This is a genomic window from Pseudomonas chlororaphis subsp. chlororaphis (assembly GCF_003945765.1).
Taxonomy (GTDB): Bacteria; Pseudomonadota; Gammaproteobacteria; order Pseudomonadales; family Pseudomonadaceae; genus Aquipseudomonas; species Aquipseudomonas chlororaphis.
Genome location: NZ_CP027712.1, coordinates 705,116 through 729,806 on the forward strand (window position 1 = coordinate 705,116; position 24,691 = coordinate 729,806).

General features: G+C 66.2%; 22 protein-coding genes. 4 read left to right on the forward strand and 18 right to left on the reverse strand.

The features are described 5' to 3' along the window. Positions 1 to 153: 153 nt before the first annotated feature. From urtD to C4K27_RS03210, 18 genes are all read right to left on the reverse strand, one after another. A complete protein-coding gene (urtD, locus tag C4K27_RS03125) occupies positions 154 to 1,014 on the reverse strand; it encodes an urea ABC transporter ATP-binding protein UrtD (RefSeq protein ID WP_007932912.1) in 861 nt (286 codons plus the stop codon). Beyond that, on the reverse strand, positions 1,011 to 2,090 hold the full coding sequence (urtC, locus tag C4K27_RS03130; protein WP_053259462.1) for an urea ABC transporter permease subunit UrtC: 1,080 nt from the start codon (positions 2,088 to 2,090) through the stop codon (positions 1,011 to 1,013). The genes urtD and urtC overlap by 4 nt, the downstream gene beginning before the upstream one ends. Next, a complete protein-coding gene (gene urtB / locus C4K27_RS03135; protein ID WP_053259463.1) occupies positions 2,090 to 3,592 on the reverse strand; it encodes an urea ABC transporter permease subunit UrtB in 1,503 nt (500 codons plus the stop codon). The genes urtC and urtB overlap by 1 nt, the downstream gene beginning before the upstream one ends. 173 nt (positions 3,593 to 3,765) lie before the next feature. Continuing rightward, on the reverse strand, positions 3,766 to 5,031 hold the full coding sequence (gene urtA, locus C4K27_RS03140; protein ID WP_007930955.1) for an urea ABC transporter substrate-binding protein: 1,266 nt from the start codon (positions 5,029 to 5,031) through the stop codon (positions 3,766 to 3,768). Positions 5,032 to 5,372: 341 nt separating this feature from the next. Continuing rightward, the gene (locus tag C4K27_RS03145; RefSeq protein WP_053259464.1) at positions 5,373 to 6,383 is read right to left on the reverse strand and encodes a FecCD family ABC transporter permease; all 1,011 of its coding nucleotides are present in this window, start codon (positions 6,381 to 6,383) and stop codon (positions 5,373 to 5,375) included. After that, a complete protein-coding gene (locus C4K27_RS03150; protein WP_053259465.1) occupies positions 6,380 to 7,345 on the reverse strand; it encodes an ABC transporter substrate-binding protein in 966 nt (321 codons plus the stop codon). Before C4K27_RS03150 ends, C4K27_RS03145 begins: the two co-directional genes overlap by 4 nt. After that, positions 7,342 to 8,130: an ABC transporter ATP-binding protein gene (locus C4K27_RS03155; RefSeq protein WP_053259466.1), complete on the reverse strand. Its 789-nt coding sequence runs from the start codon at positions 8,128 to 8,130 to the stop codon at positions 7,342 to 7,344. Before C4K27_RS03155 ends, C4K27_RS03150 begins: the two co-directional genes overlap by 4 nt. Positions 8,131 to 8,274: 144 nt before the next feature. Continuing rightward, positions 8,275 to 10,413: a TonB-dependent receptor gene (locus C4K27_RS03160; RefSeq protein WP_053259467.1), complete on the reverse strand. Its 2,139-nt coding sequence runs from the start codon at positions 10,411 to 10,413 to the stop codon at positions 8,275 to 8,277. Positions 10,414 to 10,571: 158 nt separating this feature from the next. Next, positions 10,572 to 11,954 (reverse strand): PepSY-associated TM helix domain-containing protein, encoded by a 1,383-nt coding sequence (locus C4K27_RS03165; protein WP_053259468.1) that lies wholly within the window; start codon positions 11,952 to 11,954, stop codon positions 10,572 to 10,574. A 146-nt stretch (positions 11,955 to 12,100) separates the two neighbouring features. Then, positions 12,101 to 14,236 carry a TonB-dependent copper receptor gene (locus C4K27_RS03170; protein WP_053259469.1) on the reverse strand — a complete coding sequence of 712 codons (2,136 nt, stop codon included), beginning with the start codon at positions 14,234 to 14,236 and terminating at the stop codon, positions 12,101 to 12,103. Between the two features lie 91 nt (positions 14,237 to 14,327). Further along, positions 14,328 to 14,738, reverse strand: a complete 411-nt coding sequence (locus C4K27_RS03175) for a DUF2946 domain-containing protein (RefSeq protein ID WP_053259470.1) — start codon at positions 14,736 to 14,738, stop codon at positions 14,328 to 14,330. Between the two features lie 54 nt (positions 14,739 to 14,792). Next, positions 14,793 to 15,287, reverse strand: a complete 495-nt coding sequence (locus tag C4K27_RS03180) for a copper chaperone PCu(A)C (protein WP_053259471.1) — start codon at positions 15,285 to 15,287, stop codon at positions 14,793 to 14,795. A 48-nt stretch (positions 15,288 to 15,335) separates the two neighbouring features. After that, positions 15,336 to 15,734 (reverse strand): DUF2946 domain-containing protein, encoded by a 399-nt coding sequence (locus C4K27_RS03185; protein WP_007932873.1) that lies wholly within the window; start codon positions 15,732 to 15,734, stop codon positions 15,336 to 15,338. Positions 15,735 to 15,847: 113 nt separating this feature from the next. Further along, on the reverse strand, positions 15,848 to 16,171 hold the full coding sequence (locus tag C4K27_RS03190) for a helix-turn-helix domain-containing transcriptional regulator (protein WP_007932872.1): 324 nt from the start codon (positions 16,169 to 16,171) through the stop codon (positions 15,848 to 15,850). Between the two features lie 5 nt (positions 16,172 to 16,176). Continuing rightward, positions 16,177 to 16,512 (reverse strand): type II toxin-antitoxin system RelE/ParE family toxin, encoded by a 336-nt coding sequence (locus C4K27_RS03195; RefSeq protein WP_053259472.1) that lies wholly within the window; start codon positions 16,510 to 16,512, stop codon positions 16,177 to 16,179. Positions 16,513 to 16,717: 205 nt separating this feature from the next. Then, positions 16,718 to 17,431 carry a cobalt-precorrin-6A reductase gene (locus C4K27_RS03200; RefSeq protein WP_053259473.1) on the reverse strand — a complete coding sequence of 238 codons (714 nt, stop codon included), beginning with the start codon at positions 17,429 to 17,431 and terminating at the stop codon, positions 16,718 to 16,720. Continuing rightward, positions 17,428 to 18,525 carry a cobalt-precorrin-5B (C(1))-methyltransferase gene (locus tag C4K27_RS03205; RefSeq protein WP_053259474.1) on the reverse strand — a complete coding sequence of 366 codons (1,098 nt, stop codon included), beginning with the start codon at positions 18,523 to 18,525 and terminating at the stop codon, positions 17,428 to 17,430. Before C4K27_RS03205 ends, C4K27_RS03200 begins: the two co-directional genes overlap by 4 nt. 108 nt (positions 18,526 to 18,633) lie before the next feature. After that, on the reverse strand, positions 18,634 to 19,839 hold the full coding sequence (locus tag C4K27_RS03210) for a bifunctional cobalt-precorrin-7 (C(5))-methyltransferase/cobalt-precorrin-6B (C(15))-methyltransferase (RefSeq protein WP_053259475.1): 1,206 nt from the start codon (positions 19,837 to 19,839) through the stop codon (positions 18,634 to 18,636). A gap of 138 nt (positions 19,840 to 19,977) precedes the next feature. Between C4K27_RS03210 and cobG the strand changes: the two genes are divergently transcribed. Genes cobG through cobJ form a run of 4 tightly spaced genes read left to right on the forward strand, consistent with a single transcriptional unit; the run spans position 19,978 to position 24,338 of the window. Next, positions 19,978 to 21,291, forward strand: coding sequence for a precorrin-3B synthase (gene cobG / locus C4K27_RS03215; protein ID WP_053259476.1), 1,314 nt, complete (start codon positions 19,978 to 19,980; stop codon positions 21,289 to 21,291). Next, positions 21,284 to 21,910, forward strand: coding sequence for a precorrin-8X methylmutase (locus tag C4K27_RS03220; RefSeq protein ID WP_053259477.1), 627 nt, complete (start codon positions 21,284 to 21,286; stop codon positions 21,908 to 21,910). Before cobG ends, C4K27_RS03220 begins: the two co-directional genes overlap by 8 nt. Next, complete coding sequence (locus C4K27_RS03225; RefSeq protein ID WP_053259478.1) at positions 21,910 to 22,641, forward strand: precorrin-2 C(20)-methyltransferase; 732 nt, start codon at positions 21,910 to 21,912, stop codon at positions 22,639 to 22,641. The genes C4K27_RS03220 and C4K27_RS03225 overlap by 1 nt, the downstream gene beginning before the upstream one ends. Further along, a complete protein-coding gene (gene cobJ, locus C4K27_RS03230) occupies positions 22,641 to 24,338 on the forward strand; it encodes a precorrin-3B C(17)-methyltransferase (RefSeq protein ID WP_053259479.1) in 1,698 nt (565 codons plus the stop codon). Before C4K27_RS03225 ends, cobJ begins: the two co-directional genes overlap by 1 nt. Positions 24,339 to 24,691: the final 353 nt, after the last annotated feature.

Genomic DNA, 24,691 nt, shown 5'->3' on the forward strand with positions numbered 1-24,691 from the left:
CTTGCGCCGATCGCTGTAGCCGCTGCCGAAGGCTGCGATCGGCCTCGAAGAGGACGTGCTCTTGGGGGCCTCGGAAGGCCCTGCGGGTCGAGCGCGACCCCGGCCTATCGCAGCCTGCGGCAGCGGCTACAGGATCATGTGGTGTTCGAGGGATCAGCGGCCGAGATAGACCTCGATCACCCGTTCGTTTTCCTGCACCTGTTCCAGCGACCCTTCGGCCAGCACGCTGCCCTGGTGCAGCACGGTGACGTGGTCGGCGATCGAGCCGACGAAGCCCATGTCGTGCTCCACCACCATCAGCGAATGCTTGCCCGCCAGGCGCTTGAACAGCTCGGCGGTGAACTCGGTCTCGGCATCGGTCATGCCCGCCACCGGCTCGTCGAGCAGCAGCAACTGTGGGTCCTGCATCAGTAGCATGCCGATTTCCAGGAACTGCTTCTGGCCGTGGGACAGCAGGCCGGCCTGGCGTTCCACCGAGGCGGTCAGGCGAATGGTTTCCAGCACTTCGTCGATGCGGTCTTTCTGCTCGCCGGAGAGTTTCGCCCGCAGGCTGGCCCATACCGACTTGTCGGTGTTCTGCGCCAGCTCCAGGTTTTCGAACACGCTCAGGGCTTCGAACACCGTGGGTTTCTGGAACTTGCGGCCGATGCCGGCCTGGGCGATCTGCACCTCGCTCATCTGCGTCAGGTCCAGGGTTTCGCCGAACCAGGCCTTGCCGTGGGTGGGCCGGGTCTTGCCGGTGATCACGTCCATCAGGGTGGTCTTGCCCGCGCCGTTGGGGCCGATGATGCAACGCAGCTCGCCGACGCCGATGTACAGGTTCAGGTCGTTGAGCGCCTTGAAGCCATCGAAGCTGACGCTGATGTCTTCCAGGGTCAGGATGGTGCCGTGGCGGGTGTTCAGGCCCTTGCCGGCGGCCTGGCCGAGGCCGATGGCGTCGCGGCTGGCGCCTGCATCCTTGTTGGCATCGAGGATAGGTTCGAGCATGAATTCGGCCGTCGGTGTGATTCTCATGATTCGCCCCTTTTCTTCAGCAAGCCGATGATGCCTTTGGGCAAATACAGGGTGACGATGATGAAGAGCGCCCCAAGGAAGAACAGCCAGTACTCCGGGAAGGCCACGGTGAACCAGCTCTTCATGCCGTTGACCACGCCGGCGCCGAGCAATGGGCCGATCAGCGTGCCGCGACCGCCCAGGGCGACCCACACGGCGGCCTCGATGGAGTTGGTCGGCGACATTTCGCTGGGGTTGATGATGCCCACTTGCGGTACATACAACGCCCCCGCCAGGCCGCACAGCACCGCGCTCAGCACCCAGACGAACAGCTTGAAGCCGCGTGGGTCGTAGCCGCAGAACATCAGGCGGTTTTCCGCGTCCCGCAGCGCGGTCAGCACCCGGCCGAACTTGCTCCGGGCCAGGCGCCAGCCGATATACAGGCTGGCCACCAGCAACAGCACGGTGGCCAGGAACAGCACTGCGCGGGTCCCAGGCTCGGTGATGCCGAAGCCGAGGATGGTGCGGAAGTTGGTGAAGCCGTTGTTGCCGCCAAACCCGGTCTCGTTGCGAAAGAACAGGAGCATGCCGGCGAAGGTCAGGGCCTGGGTCATGATCGAGAAATACACGCCCTTGATCCGCGAGCGGAAGGCGAAGAAACCGAACACCAGCGCCAGCAAGCCCGGCGCCAGCACCACCAGGCACAGGGCCCAGAGGAAGCTGCCGGTGCCGCTCCAGTACCACGGCAGCTCGGTCCACGAGAGGAAGGTCATGAACGCCGGCAGGCTGTCCCCCGCGGCCTGGCGCATCAGGTACATGCCCATGGCGTAGCCGCCGAGGGCGAAGAACAGGCCATGGCCCAGGGACAGCAGCCCGGCATACCCCCAGACCAGGTCCAGGGCCAGGGCGACGATGGCGTAGCAGAGGATCTTGCCCACCAGAGTCAAGGTGTAGGCCGAAACGTGCAGCGGGTTGTCCGGCGTCAGCAGCGAGAGCAGCGGCAGGGCCAGCAGCACCACCAGGATCAGCGCGCCGACGGCGCCGGAAACCTTGGGCCCGGCCTTCTGGCTGGCGGTAATGAGCAATGGTTGATTCATCAGTCGATCACCCGTCCTTTCAATGCGAAGAGGCCTTGCGGACGTTTCTGGATAAACAGAATGATCAGCGCGAGGATCAGGATCTTGCCGAGCACGGCGCCGATCTGGGGTTCGAGAATCTTGTTGGCTACCCCCAGGCCGAACGCGGCGAACACGCTACCGGCCAGTTGGCCGACGCCGCCGAGCACCACCACCAGGAACGAGTCGATGATGTAGCTCTGGCCCAGGTCCGGGCCGACGTTGCCGATCTGGCTCAGGGCCACGCCACCGAGACCGGCGATGCCGGAACCGAGGCCGAAGGCAAGCATGTCGACCCGTCCGGTGGGCACGCCGCAGCAGGCGGCCATGTTGCGGTTCTGGGTGACCGCACGCACGTTCAAGCCCAGGCGGGTCTTGTTCAGCAGCAGCCAAGTGAGTACGACGACAAACAGCGCGAAGGCAATGATCACGATGCGGTTGTAGGGCAGCACCAGGTTGGGCAGCACCTGGATCCCGCCGGACAGCCAGGCCGGGTTCGACACCTCGACGTTCTGCGCGCCGAACACCAGGCGCACCAGCTGGATCAGCATCAGGCTGATGCCCCAGGTGGCGAGCAGGGTTTCCAGCGGCCGGCCGTAGAGATGGCGGATCACCGTGCGTTCCAGGGCCATGCCGATGCCGGCGGTGACGAAGAACGCCACCGGCAGGGCGATCAGCGGATAGAACTCGATGGCCTGCGGGGCGTAGCGCTGGAACAGCAGCTGCACCATGTAGGTGGAGTAGGCGCCGAGCATCAGCATCTCGCCGTGGGCCATGTTGATCACCCCGAGCAGGCCGAAGGTGATCGCCAGGCCCAGGGCCGCCAGCAGCAGGATCGAGCCCAGGGACATGCCGCTGAAGGCCTGTCCGAGCACCTCGCCCACCAGCAGCTTGCGCTTGACCTGGGCCAGGCTGGTTTCGGCGGCGGTGCGCACCCCGGCATCGGCTTCCACGCCGGGTTCGAGCAGGCCTTCGAGGCGGGTGCGGGCCAGCGGGTCGCCGGTTTCACCCAGCAGGCGCACCGCAGCCAGGCGCACGGCCGGGTCGCTGTCCACCAGTTGCAGGTTGGCCAGGGCCAGGCTCAGGGCGTCGTGTACGGCCTGGTCCTGTTCGGCGGCCAGGCTGGCATCGAGGAATTTCAGCTGCGCCGGCTTGGCGCTTTTCTGCAACTGCTGCGCGGCGGCCAGGCGGATCTTTGCGTCGGCGGCGAGCAGTTGATGGCTGGCCATGGCGGTGTCGATCAGACCCCGCAGGCGATTGTTCAGGCGCAAGGTCTTGGCTTGGCCATCGACGGTCAGCTGGCCTTGCTGCAAGGCGCCAAGCAGTTCGAGGCGCGCCGGGTCGGGCTGCGCGGCCCAGCTTTCCAGCAGCCTGGCCTGTTGCGTGGCGTTGGCCGCGACGAAGTCTTCGGCGTCGCCGGCGCTGGCGGCCAATGGCAGCAACAGCAGGCAGGCGAGGATGAAACGGTAGAGGGCAGTGGGCATATCAATGGCCTTGCGCGGAGCGTGGGTCTGTAGCCGCTGCCGCAGGCTGCGATCGGCCTCGCAGAGGACGTGCTCTCGAGGGCCTCAAGGTCCTGCGGACCTGTCGCAGCCTGCGGCAGCGGCTACAGAGGTTGTGCCGGACGCGGGAGCGGCGGCCGGCATCCATCCGTTGCTTAGTTGCTCTTCACCGCGTAGTCCGGCTTCTTGTCGTTGCCCGGGATGAACGGGCTCCACGGTTGGGCGCGGATCGGGCCTTCGGTCTGCCAGACCACGTTGAACTGACCGTCCGGCTGGATCTCGCCGATCATCACCGGCTTGTGCAGGTGGTGGTTGGTCTTGTCCATGGTCAGGGTGTAGCCCGACGGCGCGGCGAAGGTCTGGCCGGCCAGGGCTTCGCGGACCTTGTCGACGTCGGTGGACTTGGCTTTCTCCACCGCCTGGGCCCACATGTGGATGCCGACGTAGGTGGCCTCCATCGGGTCGTTGGTCACGGCTTTATCCGCGCCCGGCAGCTTCTTGGCCTTGGCGTAGGCTTTCCAGTCGGCGACGAACTTCTGGTTCACCGGGTTCTCCACGGACTCGAAGTAGTTCCAGGCCGCGAGGTTGCCCACCAGCGGCTTGGTGTCGATGCCGCGCAGTTCTTCCTCGCCCACGGAGAAGGCCACCACCGGTACGTCGGTGGCTTTCAGGCCCTGGTTGGCCAGCTCTTTGTAGAACGGCACGTTGGAGTCGCCGTTGACCGTGGAGATGACCGCGGTCTTGCCGCCGGCGGAGAACTTCTTGATGTTGGCGACGATGGTCTGGTAGTCGCTGTGGCCGAATGGGGTGTAGACCTCTTCGATGTCCTTGTCGGCCACGCCCTTGGAATGCAGGAACGAGCGCAGGATCTTGTTGGTGGTGCGCGGGTAGACATAGTCGGTGCCGAGCAGGAAGAAGCGCTTGGCGCTGCCGCCGTCTTCACTCATCAGGTATTCCACCGCCGGGATCGCCTGCTGGTTAGGCGCCGCGCCGGTGTAGAACACGTTCGGCGACATCTCTTCGCCTTCGTATTGCACCGGGTAGAACAGCAGGCCGTTGAGTTCCTCGAACACCGGCAGCACCGACTTGCGCGACACCGAGGTCCAGCAGCCGAACACCACGGCGACCTTGTCCTGGGTCAGCAGCTGGCGGCCCTTCTCGGCGAACAGCGGCCAGTTCGACGCCGGGTCGACCACCACCGCCTCGAGCTGCTTGCCGTTGACGCCGCCCTTGGCGTTGATCTCGTCAATGGTCATCAGCGCCATGTCCTTGAGCGAGGTTTCGGAGATCGCCATGGTCCCCGACAGCGAATGCAGGATGCCGACCTTGATGGTCTCGGCGGCCTGGACGGTCCAGGTCATGCCCATCGCGGCAATGCTTGCCGTGAGTGTGAAAGCCTTGATCAAGCTGCGACGCTTCATTGTGCGATCTCCATGAACTTATGAGTTTTCTTGGTTGGCAGATGCGGACTACTGAAGGGCTGTTTTGCAAGGGGTGTGCCTAGTCGGCACAGGGCATGAAAACGTCGCTTTTACGGAGTGGGGGAGAAAGCTGGCGCACCAATGCGGGGCCATCAGGCGTCTTTGGTGCGCACGAATGCGCCGCACTGGTGCCGGTGATGACCTGTAGCCGCTGCCGCAGGCTGCGATCGCGACCGAAGGGCGCGCACGGCTTCAAGATCGCCAAAGGCCTTCGGCCTTATCGCAGCCTGCGGCAGCGGCTACAGGGCTGCGTCGGACATTGTTCTTCTGTAGGACGCCTTTCAGCGGCGGCGCATCAGGCCGATAAAGAACAGCCCGCCAATGGCCGCCGTGGCCACGCCTATGGGCAGGTCTTCGGGGGCGATCAGGGTGCGGGCGGCGACATCGACCCAGACCAGGAACACGCTGCCCAGCAGCACGCACACCGGCAACAGCCGCCGATGCTCGGCGCCCACCAGACGCCGGGCGATGTGCGGCACCATCAGCCCGACGAAGCCGATGGAGCCGCTGATGGACACCAGCACCCCGGTCATCAAGGACGCGATCAGGAACACCCGCAGCCGCACGTTGCGGGCATTCAAACCGAGGGTCACCGCGGTCTGCTCGCCGGCCATCAGCGCGTTCAATGGCCGTGCCATGCCCAGCAGCAGGACTAGCCCGAGCAGCACGCTGGCCGCCGGCACCGCGAGCAGCTCCCAGCGCGCCAGGCCCAGCCCGCCGAGCATCCAGAACATCACCGCCGAGCTGGCGCGGTGGTCGCCCATGAACAGCAGCAGGTTGGCCACCGCCATCATCACGAAGGACACCGCCACCCCGCACAGCAGCAGGCGGTCGCTGTCGAGCCGGCCGTGGCGCGCGGCGATGCCGAGCACCAGCAGCATGCTCGCCAATGCGCCGATAAAGGCGGCGATGGGCAGGGTCAGCAGGCCGACGATTTCACCCACATGCAGCACCACGATCACCGCGCCCAGGGTGGCGCCGGAGGTCACGCCGAGCAGGTGCGGGTCGGCCAGTGGATTGCGCGTCACGGCTTGCAGCACCGCGCCGATCAAGGCCAGCCCGGCGCCGACCAGGGCCCCGAGCAGCATGCGCGGCACGCGGATCAGCCAGACGATATGTTCCTGCCCGGCGCTCCAGTCCGCCTCGCCCAGGCCGAGAGTCTTGTGCAGCAGGATGCGCCAGACCACATCCACCGGTACCCGCGCCGAACCGAAACCCAGGGACAGCACGCAGGACGCCAGCAGTAACGCGCCGAGGGCAGTCAGCAACAAGGCATAACGACGATCGATCATGCGCCGTGGAAACCCTTGGCCAGGGTTTGCACCGCTTCGACGTTATCGATGCCCGGCGTCGCCTGCACGTAGGGGATCACGATGAAGCGCTGGTTACGGATCGCATCCACCGATTGCAGCGCCTTGTTGTTGAGCAGGAACTGCTGTTTCTGCTCGGCAGTGACTTCGCTGTAGTCGACGATCACGATCACCTGCGGGTTGCGTTCGACCACGGTTTCCCAGTTGACCCGGGTCCAGCTGGCCTCGATGTCGTCGAGGATGTTGCGTCCGCCGGCGGCGTCGATCAGCGCCTGGGGCATGCCCAGGCGGCCGGAGGTCATGGCGCGGTCTTCGCCGCTGTCGTAGAGGAACACCCGCGGTTTTTCCGTGGGCAGGTCCTGCTGGATCGCGGCGACCTGTTGCTGCATCTCGGCGATCAACTGGTTGGCACGGTCCTGCACATCGAAGATCCGCCCGAGGTTGCGCAGGTCGTTGTAGGTGTCGTCGAGGCTGGCGGCGGGGCGCTTCATCACGAAGGCGCAGGACTCGGTCAGCTCCAGCACATTGATGCCCAGCGGCGTCAGGGTCTGTGGGGTCAGGTCGCCGCCGACGCGCATGCCGTAGTCCCAGCCGGCGAAGAAGAAATCGACATTGGCGTCGAGCAGGGTTTCCACCGACGGGTACTTGGCCGCCAGCTCCGGCAGGCCGTCGAGGATGGCCTGCATCTCGGGCGTCACCGCCTTCCAGCCGCTGATGCCGCTGTAGCCGACCATGCGCGACTTGAGGCCCAGGGCGAGCATCATCTGGGTCATGTTGATGTCGTGGCTCAGGGCGTGCTTCGGTGCTTCCTTGAAGGTCACCTCGCGGTTGCAACTGTGGACGGTCAGCGGGTAACGGGTGGCTTCGGCGCAGGCCTGGCCGGCGAGCAGCGACAGGGCCAGGCCGGCAGGGATCAGGCAGTTGAGGGAGACGCGCGGGGTCATGGTTGGGTTATCCAAGTGATTCGTGGGTAGCCGGACAGCGGGTGTTGGTCGACCAGGGCGTCGACGCCGAACACCTCGCGCAGCAGCGTGACCGTCAGCACTTGCTCGGGCGTGCCGCTGGCGACGATGCGTCCGTGATCGATCACGTACAGGCGATCGCAGAAGGCGGCGGCCAGGTTCAGGTCATGGATGCTGGCGAGGGTGCCGATGCCCAGGCGCTTGACCCGTTGCAGCAGCTCCAGCTGGTAGCGCGGGTCGAGGTGGTTGGTCGGCTCGTCGAGGATCAGCAGTTGCGGTTGCTGGGCCAGGGCGCGGGCCAGGATCACCCGCTGCTTTTCCCCGCCGGACAAGGTGGCGAAGGCATGCGCCTCGAAACCCAGCAGGCCCACCGACTCCAGCGCCTGGCGGGCGATGGCGCGGTCTGCGGTGCTGTCGCCGTCGAACAGGCCCTTGTGCGGGGTGCGGCCCATGGCGACCACTTCTGCGACGGTCAGGCCGAAGGCATCGGGGAACTCCTGCAACACCACGGCGATGCGTTGCGCGCACCAGCGCGGTGTCTGCTTCCAGACGTTGTAGTGATCGAGCCGGACTTCGCCCTGGTCCGGCCGGCTGAAGCGATAGCTGCAGCGCAGCAGGCTGGTCTTGCCGCTGCCGTTGGGCCCGATCAGCCCGACGAACTCCCCCGGCGCCACGCGCAGGCTGGCCTCACGCAGCTGGAACTGGTGATGACAGTGGCCCTGGCCCAGGGGTGTCCAGGCCAGGTTGGTGAGGTTCAGCGAGGTCATGCGGTGTCCGTGTGATGCCCTGTAGCCGCTGCCGAAGGCTGCGAAGAGGTCCGCAGGACCTTCCGAGGACCTCAAGAGCGCGTGTGCTGCGTCGGAATGCCGCGCAGACCGATCGCAGCCTTCGGCGGCGGCTACAGGTATTGGTTAAAAGGTGTAGTCGGCGGTCACGAAAAACGACCGTGGTTCGCCGAGGATCCATTGCTGGCCCTCATTGTATTGGCTTTGCGCGTACTGCCGGTCGAACAGATTGTTCAGCTGCAAACCGAAGGTGGTGTCGCGCAGGGCTTTCCACGACAACACCGCGTCGACCACGGTGTAGCTGGGCAGCTCGTTGCGGTTGGCCAGGTCGGCGTAGCGGGCATCGACATAACGCACCCCGGCACCGGCCCGCAGGTTATCGGTCACCGCCTTGTTCAGCCACAGGTTGGCGGTGCGCCGTGGCACGTCCACCGGGCGATTGCCGCTGCGCGAGACGAACTGGTTGCCGACCTGTTCTTGGAAGTCGTCGTACTCGGCCTTGACGATGGCGGCATTGGCTTGCAGTTGCCAGGCGTGGGGCAGTTGCAGGTCGAGGCTGGCTTCCAGGCCGCGGGACGACTGCTGGCCGACCTGCTGCTTGAGCGTCGGGTTGCCCGGGTCGTCGGTCAGCAGCTTCTTCTTGACGATGTGATAGGCCGCCAGGGTCCACTCGCCGCGCTGGTCCCAGAACATCTGCTTGAGGCCGATCTCGCTCTGCCGGGCGCGGGCCAGGTCGTATTGCTGCTGGCTCGGGCTCAGGGAAATCAGGCCGCCGACGCCGTCGGTGCTGGTGGCGTACTGGCCGTAGAACGAGGTGTCCGGCGTCAGCGCGAATACCAGCCCGGCCTTCCAGTTGTTGCCGGTCAGGGTCTTGTCGCTCTGGCTGCCGTCCACCAGGTTGTCGCGATCCACCTGCACGTAGTCGCGGCGCACGCCGGTCACCAGCGACCAGCGCTCGCTCAGTTGGGTACGGTTTTCGGCGAAGGCCGACATCTGCTTGGTGGTGCTCTGGAATTGCGGGCGATAGGCCGAGGCACTGTCGAAGCGGCCCTTGTCCGGGTGTTGCAGATCCAGCGGCTGGCCATCCGGCAGCGCATCCTTGAACGGCGAGTTGCTGTTGAGCTGGAAGCGGATGCGGTTGTAATCGACCCCGGCCAGGGTCTGGCTGTCGAGGCCGAACAGGCCGTGCTTGAAGGTGAAGGTCTGGCGATCGCCGACCTGCTCCTGCTGGTGCTTGATGGCGAAGTTGCCGCTGCGCAGAAGCTGCTGGCCGGCGGTGTCCCAGCTGTAGTTTTCGGCGTTCTGCCAGCGCCGTTGGGCCTTGAGGTAATACAGCTCGTTGCTGGCGCTGAGGGTGTCGGAGAGCTGCCACTCGCTGGTCAGGCGCGTCCACTGATCGTTGTAGTGCTGCTTGTCGTTGCCGATGTTGTAGTTCTTGTCCCGCAGGCCCTCATGGAAGCGGCCATTGACCAGCGGGGTGCCGAAATCATTCATCGGCTGCTGGTCGCCGTAGTCGTGGGCGAGGGTGAACGCCAGGTCGTCCGTGGCCTGCCAGCGCAGCGCCGCGCTGATGAAGTCGCTGGCGCTGTCACCGCGATCGATCCAGCCGTTGCTGCGCAGGCGGTTGAGGTTCAGGCGATAGCTCAGGGTGTCGCTCAGCGAGCCGCCGCTGTCGAGGGCCTGCTGCTGGCTGTCGTAGGAACCGTAGCCGAGGCGCAGGTGGTTTTCGATCTCGCCGGCGAAGGGTTTCTTCGGGATCACATTGACCACCGCGCCGGTGGCGCCTTCGCCATACAGCACCGAGGCCGGGCCGCGCAGCACATCCACCCGCTCCACCGACCAGGTGTCCACCGGGAAGGTCACGGTGCCCATGCCGCTGTACAGGCGATTGCCGTCATACAACTGCATCACCGAACCCTGGCCGGTAAAGCCGCGCGCCGACAACGAAGTGCCGCCGTCGCCGGGCGTGCCGGTGCGGCTGATCCCGGTGCCGCGCGACACCGCGTCCTGCACGCTGCGGTCGCCACGCTGGCGAATGCGCTCGCCGCTCAGGCTCTCGGTGCTGGCCGGGGTTTGCAGGGCGCTCAGGCCCAGGCGCGAACCGGCGGTGGTCGGAGTGTGCAGGCTGATGTCCTGCGCGTCGATGGCGGGCGCGCTGATGGTGCCGGTGGGCAGTATCAGGGGTGCGTCGTCGGCCTGGGCGGGGTGATTCAGGGCCAGCAGGCAGAGGCTGGACGCCAGGAGCTTATTTGTCGGGCGGTTCATCGGGGCGGCTGAGTCGCTTCTTCGAGAGGGTTACCCGCAGCATGGGCGGCTGCGGGTAGGGGATCTTACACTTTAATGTTACAAGGTAACATTGTGCGTGTCGTAAATTGAACCGACAGCAGTCTACAGATCCCTCTAAACCGCGCATCTCGCCTGGTTCATGATGAAGATGAGGCCGATTCAGTCGAGCGGTTCCAGCGCGACAACAGCACGCGATCCAGCAGCCACACGGCCACCAGCGAGGCCCCGACCAGGGGAAAGGCCACGGCCAGCGCGAGCATGATCGCCATCGCGGTTTTCCATTTCGGCAGGTCATGGCGCAGCGGCGGTACACCGAGGCGCCCCTGGGGGCGACGCTTCCACCAGATCACCAGGCCGCTGACGGCGCTCAGCAGAATCATCAGGCAGATCAGCAGCACCACGATCTGGTTGAACGGGCCGAACATCTTGCCTTCGTGCAGCATCACCCCGACTTCGGTGGCGCGGGCGACGTTGCTGTACTGCTGCCAGCGCACATCGGCCAGGACCTTGCCGGTGTACTGGTCGACATGCAGGGTGGCGTCGTTGCGCGGGTCGTCGGCGAACACGGCGATGGTGAACACGCCGCTGGCGCTGGTCGGCAGGGTGATGCTGTAGCCGGCTTCGACCTGGCGCTGGGTGGCGATGTCCTGCACCTGCTGCAGGCTGACCGTGGGCGCCGCCGGGCCTTCGTGCGCGGCGCCGTGGGCCATGTGTTCGGCATGGTCGCCGGACATCGGCAGCGGTGTGTTCTCCATGGCCCAGGGTACGGTCTGACGGCTGGCGGTGTTGAGCTCGCCGGCCTGCTGGTCGGACTTGGGCACATCGTTCCACATCGCCGCCGGGAAGCGATTCCACAGCTCGGCGTATTGCTTGCCCCAGAAGCCGGTCCAGGTCATGCCGCTGAGCAGCATCACCAGCAGGAACGCCGCGCCCCAGAAGCCGACCACGGCGTGCAGGTCGCGCCACAGCACACGGCCGCGGCTGCTGAACCGCGGCCACAACACCCCGGCCGAAGACTTGCCGCGCGGCCACCACAGGTACAGCCCGGACACCACCAGGACGATGCCCCAGCCCGCCGCCAGCTCTACCAGGCGGTCGCCGAGGGTGCCGATCATCAGCTCGCCATGGATGGCCCGGGCGATGGCTTGCAGATTGTTCTTGGCGTCCTGCTCGCCAAGGATATTGCCGTGGTAAGGGTCGACGAACACATTGAGTTCGCCACCTTCCTTCTGCACCACGAACTGCGCGCTGCGCCCGGCTTCGAGCGGCGGCAGGTACTGTTTGACATGGCCCTGGGGATACGCGGCCCGGACCCGCTGGAGTTGTTCATCGGCGCTGAGCATATGGTGCCCCGCCGGCACCTGCAGCAGGTGGCCGTACATCAGCGGGTCGAGCTGGGGTTTGAACAGGTAGATGATCCCGGTCAGGGACAGCATCACCATGAAAGGGGCCACGAACAGCCCGGCGTAGAAATGCCAGCGCCAGGCCAGGTTATAGAAAGACACTTTCGGTTGGCTCATCAGGGAATGCTCCGCATGGGCAATTACTCTCTGTAGCCGCTGCCGATAGGCTGCGATCGGCCGGAACGGCCGCAACGTACTCAATAGCGCTGAAGGCCTTCGGCCTTATCGCAGCCCTTCGGCAGCGGTTCCATTTGTTGTTGTGTTTAGAAGCTCAGGTCCACCTTGGTCCAGAGCGTGCGCCCCGGTTCGTTGATGGCTTGCGGGTCATTGGCCGGGTAGCCGAACCCGGCGTTGCCGGCCAGGTTCAGGTGCTCGGCGTAGGCCTTGCCGAACAGGTTGTCGACGCCGGTGCTGACCTTCAGGTTCTTGTTGATCCGATAGGCGCCGTTGAGCGAGAACACGCCGAAGCCGCCGCTCTTGCCGAAGTCCTTGCCGACCACGTTGCCCTTGTTTTCGTCGATGCGGTTCTGCGCCGCCACCACTCGCCACAGGGCGCCTGCGCTCCAGTTGTCCGCGCTGTAGGTCAGGCCGAAACGCGCGTCCAGCGGCGGCATCTGCGGTAGCGGCGAGCCGTCGCTGCTGTTCTTGCCCCAGGCGTAGGCGAGGGTGGCGTCGGCCTTCCAGTTGTCGGTCAGCTTGTAGGCCGCGCCGAGTTCGCCACCCATGATGCGGGCGTCGATGTTCTCGGCTTGCGAGGTCATGCCCATCATCCCGGGGCGGTAGTTGAACAGGATGTAGTCGCGTACCTGGCCGATGTAACCCGAGGCCCAGGCTTCCAGTTCCGCGGTCTTGTATTGCAGGCCGAAGTCGAGCTGGGTGGTCTTTTCCGGCTTGATCGAATCGAAGGCGTTGACCGATCCGGCCGGGCCCATTTTCGGCGAGAACAGCTCCCAGTAATCCGGGAAGCGTTGCGCGTGGCCGATGCCGGCGTAGACCGTGGTCGGGCTGTCGGCCAGGTCATGCTCGTAGCGGATGAAACCGCTGGGCAGGGTGTCGGCGCGGGTATCGCCGGCGGTCGGGTTGGGCCGGGCCATCATTCCGGAACCGATGCTCTGGCGGTAGTCCTTGGCCGAGGCGCGGTCCACTCGGGCGCCGCTGATCAGCCGGTCGCGGTCGGCGGCGTACCAGGTCAGCTCGCCGAACGCGCCGTAGTTATGGAAGTCGGCGTCCTTGGTGCGCGGCTGGTCCTTATAGGTGTCGATACCCATGCCTTTGCGCTGACGGTGCTCGTTGGTCTGCGCATCGATACCGCTGATCAACTGCACATCGGCCCAGCGCCAGGTGGCCTTGATCCGCGCGCCGAGGGTGCGGCGGTCGACGTTGCTGGCCATGGGGCCGGCCATCATCCCGGTGCCGGACGGCGTGCGCAGGCTGTAGTTGTCCATCACATGGTCGGCGTAGTTGTAGTAGACCTGCGCCTCGACCTTATCCAGCACCTCGCCGATATTGGAACGCTCGAAACGCAGGCCCAGGCTTTCCCGCTTGAACTGCGAACCGTCCATGCCGCGCCCGGCGTAACGCGCTTCGCCGTCGCCCTTGCCGGCGGTGAGCTCCAGCAGGGTGTCGGCGTCCGGGGTCCAGCCCAGGGCCACGTCACCATTCCACTTGTCGTAGCGCGACGGCACGGTGTCGTTGTTGCCGTCCTTGTAGTCGTCGGAATGGGCCTGGTTGCCGATCACCCGCACGTAACCCAGCGGTCCGCCGGCGGCGGCATCCACTACCTTGTCGAAGCGGCCGTTGGAGCCGGCCAGGACGCTGGCGTTGACCCGGGTACCCAGCTCGCCGAAGTTTTCCGGCTCGCGGTCGAAGAGGATGGTCCCGGCCGAAGCGCCCGGCCCCCAGAGCACGGTTTGCGGACCCTTGATCACCGTCAGCTTGTCGTAGGTTTCCGGCGAGATATAGGAGGTCGGCGCGTCCATGCGGCCAGGGCAGGCGCCGAGCATCATGCCGCCGTTGGTGAGGATGTTCAGGCGCGAGCCGAACATGCCGCGCAGCACCGGGTCGCCGTTGGTGCCGCCGTTGCGCACCAGGGCGAAGCCGGGGATGGTCTTGAGGTAGTCGCCGCCATCGCTGGCCGGGACCGGCTGGCGCGGATCCTTGGGGTTGGTGACCACGGTCAACGGTGAGCTGGGGGCGATGGCGGTGATTACCGTCGGGCTCAGTTCTTCGCCGTGCTGGCTGTGATCCACCGGCTGTTCGGCCGCCAGGGCCAGCGGCGTGAGCAGGGCGCCGCAGAGCAGGGCGATGGCGTGGCTGAAACGTACGCGAGGTTCGTTCAGGGCAAAGGTAGCGGGGGCCTGGGCGGAGCACAGGCGAGTGTCAGCAGAAAACCTGGACATAAAGGTTCCATCAATCATTTCGTAAACAACACGGCCAGCAGCCTGCGGCTGTCTTTTCTACAGTCGGCCGGGTGAAGTGCGGTTGAGGGGTTTACGCAATGACAGGTGGCGCGCGGGTCCGGGCGCCGGGGAACACCGTCTGCCGGGCATGGCCCAGGCGCGGCGAGGGGGTGAGGAAGTGGCTGGACGGCGAACTGTCGAGCGCCGTGAACGACAAGCTGCCAGGCAGCGCCGGGCAGTTGAACAGCAGGCTGCAATAACCGCATTTTTCCCAGAGCGCATGGTGTTCGCCCTGGACCTTGCCGTGCTCCGCGCCGTGAGGGTTTTCACCGTGGCAGCCGGGCTCGCCCATGTTCATGTCCATCGACATGGACATGGACAGGTTCATCGGCACAGCCTGATCCATCGGCATCGACTGGGAAATCAGCGGACCGATAAAGATCATCAGCATGGCGAACAGGCTGATCCAGCTGCCACGCCGTACTTTCAGGGGCGTGCGCACGGATCGCCGGGTGCCAGGCGAGCGCAAGGCGTTCACGGTAATGACGGCCGGGGCTTATTGGGCGTGCATGTGTTCCTGGCTGCCCGCGGGCGCCTGCTTCTGCACCGCCACCTCGACCGTGACGTCGCCGGATTTCTCGAAGTGCAGGGTCAGGGGGAAGCGCTTGCCGTCGCTGAGCAGGCTGCGATCTTTGAGCTCCAGCAGCATCACGTGATAGGCCATGGGCGCGAAGGTGACGGTCGCACCTGGGGCGATCGCCACGTTGGGCACCTGCTGCATTTTCATCAGGTCGCCCTGCTGCACGTGTTCATGCAGCTCGGCCTTGCCCGAGATCGGCGAGTCGACGCCGAGCAGGCGGTCGGCATTCTTGCCGGTGTTGTGAATAACGAAATAGGCCGCCACCGTCGGTGCGTTGGGCGGCAGCTCCTGTGACCAAGGGTGGGCAATCTGCAACTCGCCAGCCTGGTATTCATGGGCGGCGGCAAAACCAGCGGGCAACAGCAGGGCGGCCAGCAGCAGGGCTTGCAAGGCCTGTACGGATTTCAACATGGCAGTTCTCCAGAACGATTCGACACGCAGATCAATTGCGAGGTGGAATCAGACCAGAGGTGAAGCGCGGGGATTGAGGCTCGGCCATTGCTGGCGTGGCGTGGGCATGACCAGCGCGGGTGGCGCGACGCTGCGGTTGGACTCGAAACGGGCGAAATACAACTGCGGCGCATGGCCTGGCAGGGCGACCAGGGGCGCCGAGCCGGAACAGCACCAGCAGTGCTGCATGGTGGAGTGATCGTCGTTCTGCGGGGCTTGCTGTTCCAGCTTGCCCAGGGAGATCGCCACCAGTTTGGTGCCGCTGGAGGAACAGAAGCTGCCCCACAACAGTTGCTCGGCAGGTGCTCGATCGGTCTGCTGCATGGCTCCCGAAAGCGGCATGGCAAGCATGTTGAACAGCACTGCGAAGCAGGCGATCCAGGCAAATGCGAGCCGTTGTCGGGACATGGTGACGATCCGTCAGGTTGAGCGAACAGGGGGGTATTTAGCCTGATCGCTGTGGATAAGTAAAAAGGCGCCGTGCGGTGTGGTGTCGCAGAGCCACCTGGATTGGCCGTTCCTCAGTGAGCCGGTACCGCGCGGACCTCGATGGCCACGCCGAGCTTGGCGCGGATGGCGGCGAAGATCGCAGCCAGGTTGTCCATGCTCGGGTTGCCGCTGGCGGACAGCATGCGATGCAGGCTCTTGCTGGGCTTGGCGGTCTCGCGGGCCAGGGCTTCGAAGCCGACGGTGGCGTTGACCAGGTCGCGCAGAATGATCCGCGACATCTCCGGTTCGCCGTTGAGAAACAGCGTAGCAGCCTCGTCCAGCAGCGCCTGGGAAAACGCCGGGTCGCGCTCGGCGCGTTCGGCAATGCTGTGCTTGAAGCTTCGAGTCAGTGCCATGGGTGTCACCTCGTTTTCAGTTCGGCCTTCTTGCGGTGATGGAATTCGGCGATCAGTTTTTTTGCCTGCCTGATGTCTGCCTGCTGGCTGGACTTGTCGCCACCGCCAAACAGGATCACCAGGTGCCAGCCTTCCTGGATCAGGTAGATCCTGTAGCCCGGGCCCCAATCGATGCGGTATTCGCCAAGCCCGTCGAACCACTTGATGTTGGATGTGTTGCCCATTTCCAGGCGCAGCAGCGCGGTGGAAACCTTGACGGCTGCCTGGGTATCCAGCGTTTCGAACCAGCGACCGAAGGGGCTGCGCTGGTTCTCTTGCTGGTATTCCTCGACTGTGATCATCGTCGGCCTTAAAGGTAACAAATAAGTTACTATATGGGTAGGCCTTTGATCGTGCCGCAAAGCCTGTCCGTGGCCAACGCCGCAAGTGTTTCCTCTGTCTTCAATACGCGAAGGTCCCGTGGCGCGGCGGCCAGGGCTGCGTCCTACCGTTCAGCGGGGGACTTGGTAACTCGATATATCGGCCGGGTTTTGTGCGGCCAGGCGGTCAGCGCAGGGCCTGGAGCAACTCGCCCAGGTCATGGAATTCCCGATCGACGGCTGGCAACGACGGCCGTTGCAGGATCAGCACCGGCACCCCACGCTCGCGCGCCACTTCCAGCTTGGGTTCGGTGGCGCTGCTGCCGCTGTTCTTGCTGATCAGCACGTCGATACGGCGGCGTTCGAACAGCTCGCGTTCGCTGTCGATCAGGAAGGGGCCGCGTGCGCCTATCACTTCGCACCGGTCATTGCCGGGGTACGGGTCGAGGGCGCGCAGGGTCCAGAACTGCCCGGCGGGGATCTCATGCAGATGCTGCAAGGGTTCGCGGCCCAGGGTGAACAGCGGGCGCTTGAAGGGTTCGAGTGCCTGGACCAGTTCGGCCCAGTCGCGGACTTCGCGCCAGTCGTCACCGGCCTGTGCTTGCCAGGCCGGTCGGCGCAGGGCCCAGCAGGGGATGCCACACAGTTGCGCGGCCGTGGCGGCGTTCTGGCTGATTTGGGCGGCATAGGGGTGAGTGGCGTCCAGCAGCAGCTCGATGCCTTGCTCGCGGATGAACCGGGCCAGGCCCTCGGCGCCGCCGTAGCCGCCGACCCGCACCTGGCAGTCCAGGTCTGCGGGCACGCGCCCGATGCCCGCCAGGCTATAGATGTGCTCCGGCCCCAGGGTCCGGGCGATGGCCAGGGCCTCGGTCACGCCGCCCAGCAGCAGTATGGGTTTCATCGAAAAGCTCCGGCATGGCCGACAATGCCGCCCTGGCGATCGATGGCGAAGACTTCGACCTGGACCTGTGGCGGCACCACGCTGCGGGCGAAGTCCAGGGCGTGCTGGCACACCGCGTCGCCCAGGGCGATGCCGGCGGCGCTGGCCATGGCCAGCGCTTGCTGGCTGGTGTTGGCGCCACGGATGGCGCTTTGCAGCGCCGGGTCGGCGCCGACCGCCGCGGCCCACTCGGCCAGTTGCGGCAGGTCGATGCTGGAGTGGCGGCTGTGCAGGTCCATGTGCCCGGCCGCAAGCTTGCTGATCTTGCCGAAGCCGCCACACACGCTGAGTTTGTCCACCGGTACTTTGCGCAGGTGCTTGAGCACGGCGCCGACAAAGTCGCCCATTTCGATCAGGGCGATTTCCGGCAGGTCGTAGACGCGGCGCATGGTGTCTTCGCTGGCATTGCCGGTACAGGCGGCGATGTGCAGGTAGCCGTTGGTCTTGGCGACATCGATGCCCTGGTGGATCGAGGCGATATAGGCCGCGCAGGAAAACGGCCGCACGATGCCGCTGGTGCCGAGGATCGACAGGCCGCCGAGAATGCCCAGGCGCGGGTTCATGGTTTTCAGCGCCAGGGCTTCGCCATCCTCGACGTTGACCGTGACCTCGAAGCCGCCCTGGTAACCCTGTTCCCGGGCCAGGGTTGCCAGGTGCTCGCTGATCATCCGGCGCGGCACCGGATTGATCGCCGGTTCGCCCACACCCAGCACCAGCCCCGGCCGGGTCACGGTGCCCACGCCTTGGCCGGCGATGAAACGAATGCCGCTGTCCGGGCTCAGGCGCACCTGGGAATAGAGCAGGGCGCCGTGGGTCACGTCGGGGTCGTCGCCGGCATCCTTGATCGTGCCGGCCTCGGCGCCGGTGTCGGTGAGGCGGCAGAACTCCAGGCGCATCTGCACCTGCTTGCCCTTGGGCAGGACGATCTCCACGGCGTCGCTGCTGGCACCGCCGAGCAACAGGCGCGCCGCCGCCAGGCTGGTGGCGGTGGCGCAGCTGCCGGTGGTCAGGCCGCTGCGCAGCGGGGCCGGTTGTTCCGCCGTTTCTTCACGCATGCCGCGCGGCCTTGTGCAGGCGCGAGCTTGCTCGCGATAGCGTTCGCCAGACGGACCGCGTGGTCTGGATCGCGAGCAAGCTCGCTCCTACAGGGGAGGGTAGGGTGCTCATAGCGGTTTGACGAGGTCGAGCAAGGTAATGGGCAGGGCCTGGCGCCAGGTGTCGAAGTCCCCCAGCGGCAGGGCCTGGGCGACATGGATGCGGGTCAGCTCGCCGCCATGCCGTTCGCGCCAGGCCATCAGGGTCGTTTCGCTTTGCAGGGTCACGGCGTTGGCCACCAGCCGGCCACCGGGCTTGAGCCGGGCCCAGCAGGCATCGAGCACACCGGGGCGGGTCACGCCGCCGCCGATGAAGATCGCGTCCGGGGCTTCCAGGCCATCCAGCGCCTGGGGCGCGCTGCCGCGAACCAGTTGCAGGCCGGGCACGCCGAGGGCGTCGCGGTTGTGTTCGATCAGTTGCTGGCGGCCTGGGTCGGCTTCGATGGCCAGGGCCCGGCAGCTGGGGTGCGCGCGCATCCACTCGATGCCGATCGAGCCGCTGCCGGCGCCGACATCCCACAACAGTTCGCCGGGCACCGGGGCCAGACGGGCTAGGGTAATGGCGCGGACGTCGCGCTTGGTCAGCTGGCCGTCATGTTGGAAGGCCGAGTCGGGCAAGCCGGCCAGGCGCGACAGGCGCGGCGTATCGGGCTCGGCCAGGCATTCGATGGCCACCAGGTTGAGGTCGGCGATGGCCGGGTCGCTCCAGTCGTTGGCGGTACTGTCGGTCCGTCGTTCGGCCTCGCCGCCCAGGTGCTCGAGCACGCTGAGACGGCTCGGGCCGAAGCCGCGTTCGCGCAGCAGCGCGGCGATGGCCGAGGGGCTGAGGCCGTCATTGCTCAGGACCAGCAGGCGCACGCCGCTGAACAGCTGGGCGCTGAGGGCGGCCACGGGGCGGGCGACCACCGAGAGCGTCACCACCTCTTGCAGCGGCCAGCCCAGGCGCGCGGCCGCCAGTGAATAAGAGGAAGGCGAGGGCAGGACGTGCATTTCTTCATGAGCCACCTGCCGCGCCAGGCTGGCGCCGACGCCGAACAACATCGGGTCGCCGCTGGCCAGCACGCACACCGGCTCGCCGCGCTTGGCCAGCACCGGCTCCAGTGAGAATGGGCTCGGCCACAGTTGCCGTTCGCCGCGGATGCACACCGGCAACAGGTCCAGTTGCCGCTGGCCGCCGACGATCCGCGAAGCGCCCATCAGGGCCCGCCGGGCGTTCTTGCCCAGGCCCTTGAAGCCGTCTTCACCGATTCCCACTACTGTCAGCCAGGGCGACATCGCTATTCCTCGAGGGTAAAACCTGTTCTTCCGACAGGCAGGCTTTTCATGCCTTCGGACAAAGCAGGCATAATACCGCGCCTTCGCCCGCGAAGCGCCTTTCCCACACAGCCGGTCACCCCCTTGAACGAACGCCCGATGTCCACCGCCTTACGCCCCTCGGCCTGTCCGGGGTTGCTGCGTATCGTCCCGGCACTGGACGGCGGTATCTGCCGGATCAAGCTGGCCGGCGGGGCGATCAGCACCGCCCAGGCCCGCGCGGTGGCCGCTGCGGCCGAGCGTTATGCCGGCGGGGTGATCGAGGCGACTAACCGCGCCAACCTGCAGATTCGCGGGATCGGCGCCGAGCATCAGGCGCTGATTGCCGACCTGCTGGCCGCCGGCCTGGGGCCGACCACCGCGGCCGGCGATGACGTGCGCAACCTGATGCTCAGCCCCACGGCCGGGATCGACCGCACGATGATCCTCGACACCCGTCCCCTGGCCGGGCAGATTCTCGCCACTGTGCAAAGCCATCCGCGCTTTCATGAGTTGTCGCCCAAGTTCGCCGTGCAACTCGACGGCGGCGAGGCCCTGGCCATGCTGGAACATCCCCATGACCTGTGGCTTTCGGCGTTCGAAGGCGCGGGCGAGCCCTGGCTGGCCTTCGGTCTGGCCGGCTGCCCTGGGGACCGGCCCCTGGCCAGCGTGGCGCTGGAGGATGGGCTGGCCCTGGTGGTGGCGGTGCTGGAGCTGTTCCTCGACCTGGCCCGCCCCGAACAGACCCGCATGCGCCAGCTGTTGGCGGAACACTCGGCGGACGCGCTGCTGGCGCAGGTGTCCGCGCGCTTGCCGGGGCCGGTGATCAGAATTGGCGATTGGCAGCGCGTGGCCCCTTCCGAGCCGCTGCATATCGGCACTTATCCACAGCGGCAACCGGACCAGGTCTATGTCGGTGCCGTCACGCCCCTGGGGCGGCTGGACCCGTCGATGCTGCGCGGCGCGGCGCAGCTGGCCGAGCAATGGGGCGACGGCAGCCTGAGGTTCACGCCCTGGCAGAGCCTGTTGCTGCCAAATCTGCGGGCCGAAGATGCGCCTGAAGTCACGCGCTGCCTGCAACAGCTGGGGTTTCTCTGCTCGCCAGAGCAGCCCCTGGCCCACCTGATTGCCTGCACCGGTTCCAGCGGCTGCGGCAAGGCCCTGGCTGACACCAAGGGCGACGCGCTGAAGCTGGCTGCCTTGCTCCAGCGTCACGGACATCAGCTGGACGTGCACCTGTCCGGCTGCTCGCGTTCCTGCGCCGCCGCCCATGTGGCACCGGCTACCTTGCTGGCCGTCGCCCCCGGTCGTTACGACCTCTATTTTCGCGATGCCGCGCAGCCGGGTTTCGGCACGCTGCACGCACGCAACCTTTCCCTTGAAGCGGCCGGCGCATTGCTCGATGCCCGCCCACGGAGCAACACCCATGATTGATTACATCCGCGACGGTCAGGAGATCTATCGCAACTCCTTCGCGATCATTCGCGAGGAGGCCAGGCTCGATCGCATCCCCGCGGACCTGGAAAAGCTCGCGGTGCGGGTGATCCACGCCTGCGGCATGGTCGATGCCATCGACGGCCTGCAGTTCTCCGAAGGCGCGGGTAAGGCCGGGCGCGCTGCCCTGGCCGCTGGCGCGCCGATTCTCTGCGATGCGCGCATGGTCTCCGAAGGCATTACCCGCGCCCGTCTGCCGGCGAACAATCAGGTGATCTGCACCCTGCGCGACGAAAGCGTGCCGGAGCTGGCCCGCGAGCTGGGCAACACCCGCTCGGCGGTGGCCCTGGAACTGTGGCGGCCGTACCTGGAAGGCAGCGTGGTGGTGATCGGCAACGCCCCGACCGCGCTGTTCTACCTGCTGGAAATGCTCGACGCCGGCGCGTCGAAACCGGCGCTGATCCTCGGTTTCCCGGTAGGTTTCGTCGGCGCGGCCGAGTCCAAGGCGATGCTCGCCGCCGACAGCCGCGGCGTGCCTTTTGTGATCATGCAAGGCCGCCTGGGCGGCAGCGCCATGGCCGCCGCCGCCGTCAACGCCCTGGCCACGGAGATCGAATGATGCAGCAACCTGGACGTTTGATCGGCCTGGGCGTCGGCCCCGGTGATCCGGAACTGATTACCGTCAAGGCCCTGCGCCTGCTGCGCGAATCGCCGGTGGTGGCGTACTTCGTCGCCAAGGGTAAAAAGGGCAATGCCTTCGGCATCATCGAAGCACACCTGCAAGGCGCGCAGACCCTGGTGCCGCTGGTCTACCCGGTGACCACCGAAGTGCTGCCGGCGCCGCTGTCCTATGAGCAAGTGATCAGCGACTTCTATGACAGCGCCGCCGAAGACTTGGCCAAGCATCTGGACGCCGGCCGCGACGTGGCGGTGATCTGCGAAGGCGACCCGTTCTTCTACGGTTCCTACATGTACCTGCACGACCGCCTGGCCGAGCGTTACCCGGCCGAAGTGGTGCCGGGGGTGTGCTCGATGCTCGGTGGCGCCTCGGTGCTGGGCGCGCCGCTGGTGTATCGCAACCAGAGCCTGTCGGTGCTCTCCGGCGTGTTGCCCCATGACGAACTCAAGCGCCGCCTGGCCGATGCCGACGCGGCGGTGGTGATGAAGCTGGGGCGCAACTTCCCCAAGGTGCGCCAGGTGCTCGAAGAGCTGGGCCTGGCCGAGCGCGCGCTGTACGTCGAGCGCGCGACCATGGCCAACCAGAAGATCGTGCCGCTGGATGAAGTGCAGCCGATGTCCTCGCCGTATTTCTCGTTGATCATCGTGCCCGGTGAAAGGTGGCAAGGTTGATGGCCCGTTCCGCACCGGCCATCGTCATCCTTGGCCAAGGCAGCCTGGCGACTGCGCGCAAGCTTCAGCAGCTGTACCCGGATGCGCTGATCCACGGCCTGGCCGAACGGGTCGAGGGCGCCGACCGCCCGTACCAGGAGTTCGGCGCGACCTTGCGTCAGCTGTATCAACAGGACACGCCGATCATCGCCCTGTGCGCTGCAGGCATCGTCATCCGCACCCTGGCGCCGCTGCTGCTGGAGAAGGGCGCGGAGCCGCCGGTGCTGGCCGTGGCCGAAGACGGCAGCGCCGTGGTGCCGTTGCTCGGTGGCCTGGGCGGAGTGAACGTCATGGCCCGGGAAATCGCCGCCGGCCTGGGTGTGGCGGCGGCCATCACCACCAGCGGCGAGCTGCGCTTCGGCACCTGCCTGCTCAACCCACCGAGCGGCTATGCCCTGGGTGATCTGGAGCTGGGCAAGCGTTTCGTCTCCGATCTGCTGGGCGGTGAAAGCGTGCGCATCGAAGGCGCCGCGCCCTGGCTGGCCGAGGCCCGGTTGCCGGAAGACCGGCATGCCCGGCTGACCATCCGCGTCGGTTCGGCCGAGCGCGAGCCCGCCGCCAACGAACTGCTGATCTATCCGCGCAGTGTGCTGATCGCCTGCAACGGCAATATCGCTGGTGCCGATGCGCTGCGTGAGGCCTTGCACCAGAAGCAGATCGCCGTGCAATCCGTCGCCTGCCTGCTGGCCGCTGACAGCGACATGGCCAGCCCGGCCTTGCGCGAAGCCGCTGCCGAGCTGGGCGTGCCCCTGCGTTTCGCCCCGGCGACGGGCAGCGTCGCCGAGCTGGCGCAACAGGCTGTGCCGCAACTGCTGCCGCCGCTCAGCGTGGGTGAAGACATCGCCATTGCCGTGGCCAGCCAGCCGCTGGACCCGCAGCAGATCGGCCGCCCCCGTGGCCGCCTGGCGGTGATCGGCCTGGGCCCTGGCGCCGCCGAGCTGATGGTGCCGGCGGTGAAAGCCGAACTGGCGCGGGCCAACGATATCCTCGGCTACGAAACCTATGTGCGCATGGCCGGCCCGTTCCGCGCCGACCAGGTCATGCACTGCACCGACAACCGCGAAGAAATGCAGCGTGCCCGCCACGCCTTCGAGCTCGCGGCCCAAGGCCGTTCGGTAGTGGTGGTGTCCTCCGGCGACCCGGGGGTGTTCGCCATGGCCGCGGCGGTGCTGGAAGCGCTGCACGAATCCAGCGAGCCGGGCTGGCATCGGGTCGAGCTGGAAATCCTTCCCGGAGTTTCCGCTTCCCTGGCTACCGCCGCACAGGCTGGCGCGCCCCTGGGCCACGACTTCTGCGTGCTGTCCCTGTCGGACAACCTCAAGCCCTGGGCAATCATCGAGAAGCGCCTGGACCTGGCGTCCCAGGCCGACCTGGCCTTGGCGTTCTATAACCCGATCTCGCGCTCGCGCCCTTGGCAACTGGGGCGCGCGTTGGAGATCGTGCGCCAGCACCGCACCGCGGATACGCCGGTGGTGCTGGGGCGGGATATCGGGCGTCCGGGGCAGACGTTGCGCGTTATCACCTTGGGCGAGCTGACACCGGAGCAGGTGGATATGCGCACTATGGTGTTGGTGGGGTCATCCACGACCTGTGTGTTTCCCAAGGCTGGAGGGGGGGAGTGGGTGTATACGCCGAGGTGGTACGGGCAGAAACCTTAGGCAACTTCGAACCGCTGTAGGGGCGAGGCTTGCCTGCGATTTCGATGGTGGCCTCGCTGGGGGTGTTGGGCGGTGTACATATCCGTTTCTGCGGTAACGGCCACTTAGGGTTCCGCCCTTACGGCGGGTCACTTTTGGCAAACGCCCCAAAAGTAACCAAAAGGTCTCGCCCCTGGCGTACGGCCTTCGCTGCGCTCAGGTTCCCTCGCTCCGGCGTCCATCAGGGGGGCATCGACTCCGGTCGGCTTCGCTTCGACCTCCATACGATGTCCTCGACTGCGTCGAGGGGCGCTGCGCGCCATCCCCCTGATGAACACCTCCACTCGGCCTCCCGATGGGGCGGGTGGATCAAG

Bases quoted from the DNA above. Each gene is read 5' to 3' on its own strand.
- C4K27_RS03190 (WP_007932872.1), bottom strand. From the start codon at position 16,171: ATGGCACTGACTCGAAGCTTCAAGCACAGCATTGCCGAACGCGCCGAG.
- C4K27_RS03210 (WP_053259475.1), bottom strand. From the start codon at position 19,839: ATGTCGCCCTGGCTGACAGTAGTGGGAATCGGTGAAGACGGCTTCAAG.
- C4K27_RS03220 (WP_053259477.1), top strand. From the start codon at position 21,284: ATGATTGATTACATCCGCGACGGTCAGGAGATCTATCGCAACTCCTTC.
- C4K27_RS03185 (WP_007932873.1), bottom strand. From the start codon at position 15,734: ATGTCCCGACAACGGCTCGCATTTGCCTGGATCGCCTGCTTCGCAGTG.
- cobG (WP_053259476.1), top strand. From the start codon at position 19,978: ATGTCCACCGCCTTACGCCCCTCGGCCTGTCCGGGGTTGCTGCGTATC.
- urtD (WP_007932912.1), bottom strand. From the start codon at position 1,014: ATGAGAATCACACCGACGGCCGAATTCATGCTCGAACCTATCCTCGAT.
- C4K27_RS03195 (WP_053259472.1), bottom strand. From the start codon at position 16,512: ATGATCACAGTCGAGGAATACCAGCAAGAGAACCAGCGCAGCCCCTTC.
- C4K27_RS03180 (WP_053259471.1), bottom strand. From the start codon at position 15,287: ATGTTGAAATCCGTACAGGCCTTGCAAGCCCTGCTGCTGGCCGCCCTG.
- urtC (WP_053259462.1), bottom strand. From the start codon at position 2,090: ATGAATCAACCATTGCTCATTACCGCCAGCCAGAAGGCCGGGCCCAAG.
- cobJ (WP_053259479.1), top strand. From the start codon at position 22,641: ATGGCCCGTTCCGCACCGGCCATCGTCATCCTTGGCCAAGGCAGCCTG.
- C4K27_RS03200 (WP_053259473.1), bottom strand. From the start codon at position 17,431: ATGAAACCCATACTGCTGCTGGGCGGCGTGACCGAGGCCCTGGCCATC.
- C4K27_RS03145 (WP_053259464.1), bottom strand. From the start codon at position 6,383: ATGATCGATCGTCGTTATGCCTTGTTGCTGACTGCCCTCGGCGCGTTA.
- C4K27_RS03165 (WP_053259468.1), bottom strand. From the start codon at position 11,954: ATGAGCCAACCGAAAGTGTCTTTCTATAACCTGGCCTGGCGCTGGCAT.
- C4K27_RS03155 (WP_053259466.1), bottom strand. From the start codon at position 8,130: ATGACCTCGCTGAACCTCACCAACCTGGCCTGGACACCCCTGGGCCAG.
- C4K27_RS03150 (WP_053259465.1), bottom strand. From the start codon at position 7,345: ATGACCCCGCGCGTCTCCCTCAACTGCCTGATCCCTGCCGGCCTGGCC.
- urtA (WP_007930955.1), bottom strand. From the start codon at position 5,031: ATGAAGCGTCGCAGCTTGATCAAGGCTTTCACACTCACGGCAAGCATT.
- C4K27_RS03205 (WP_053259474.1), bottom strand. From the start codon at position 18,525: ATGCGTGAAGAAACGGCGGAACAACCGGCCCCGCTGCGCAGCGGCCTG.
- C4K27_RS03170 (WP_053259469.1), bottom strand. From the start codon at position 14,236: ATGTCCAGGTTTTCTGCTGACACTCGCCTGTGCTCCGCCCAGGCCCCC.
- C4K27_RS03225 (WP_053259478.1), top strand. From the start codon at position 21,910: ATGCAGCAACCTGGACGTTTGATCGGCCTGGGCGTCGGCCCCGGTGAT.
- C4K27_RS03160 (WP_053259467.1), bottom strand. From the start codon at position 10,413: ATGAACCGCCCGACAAATAAGCTCCTGGCGTCCAGCCTCTGCCTGCTG.
- urtB (WP_053259463.1), bottom strand. From the start codon at position 3,592: ATGCCCACTGCCCTCTACCGTTTCATCCTCGCCTGCCTGCTGTTGCTG.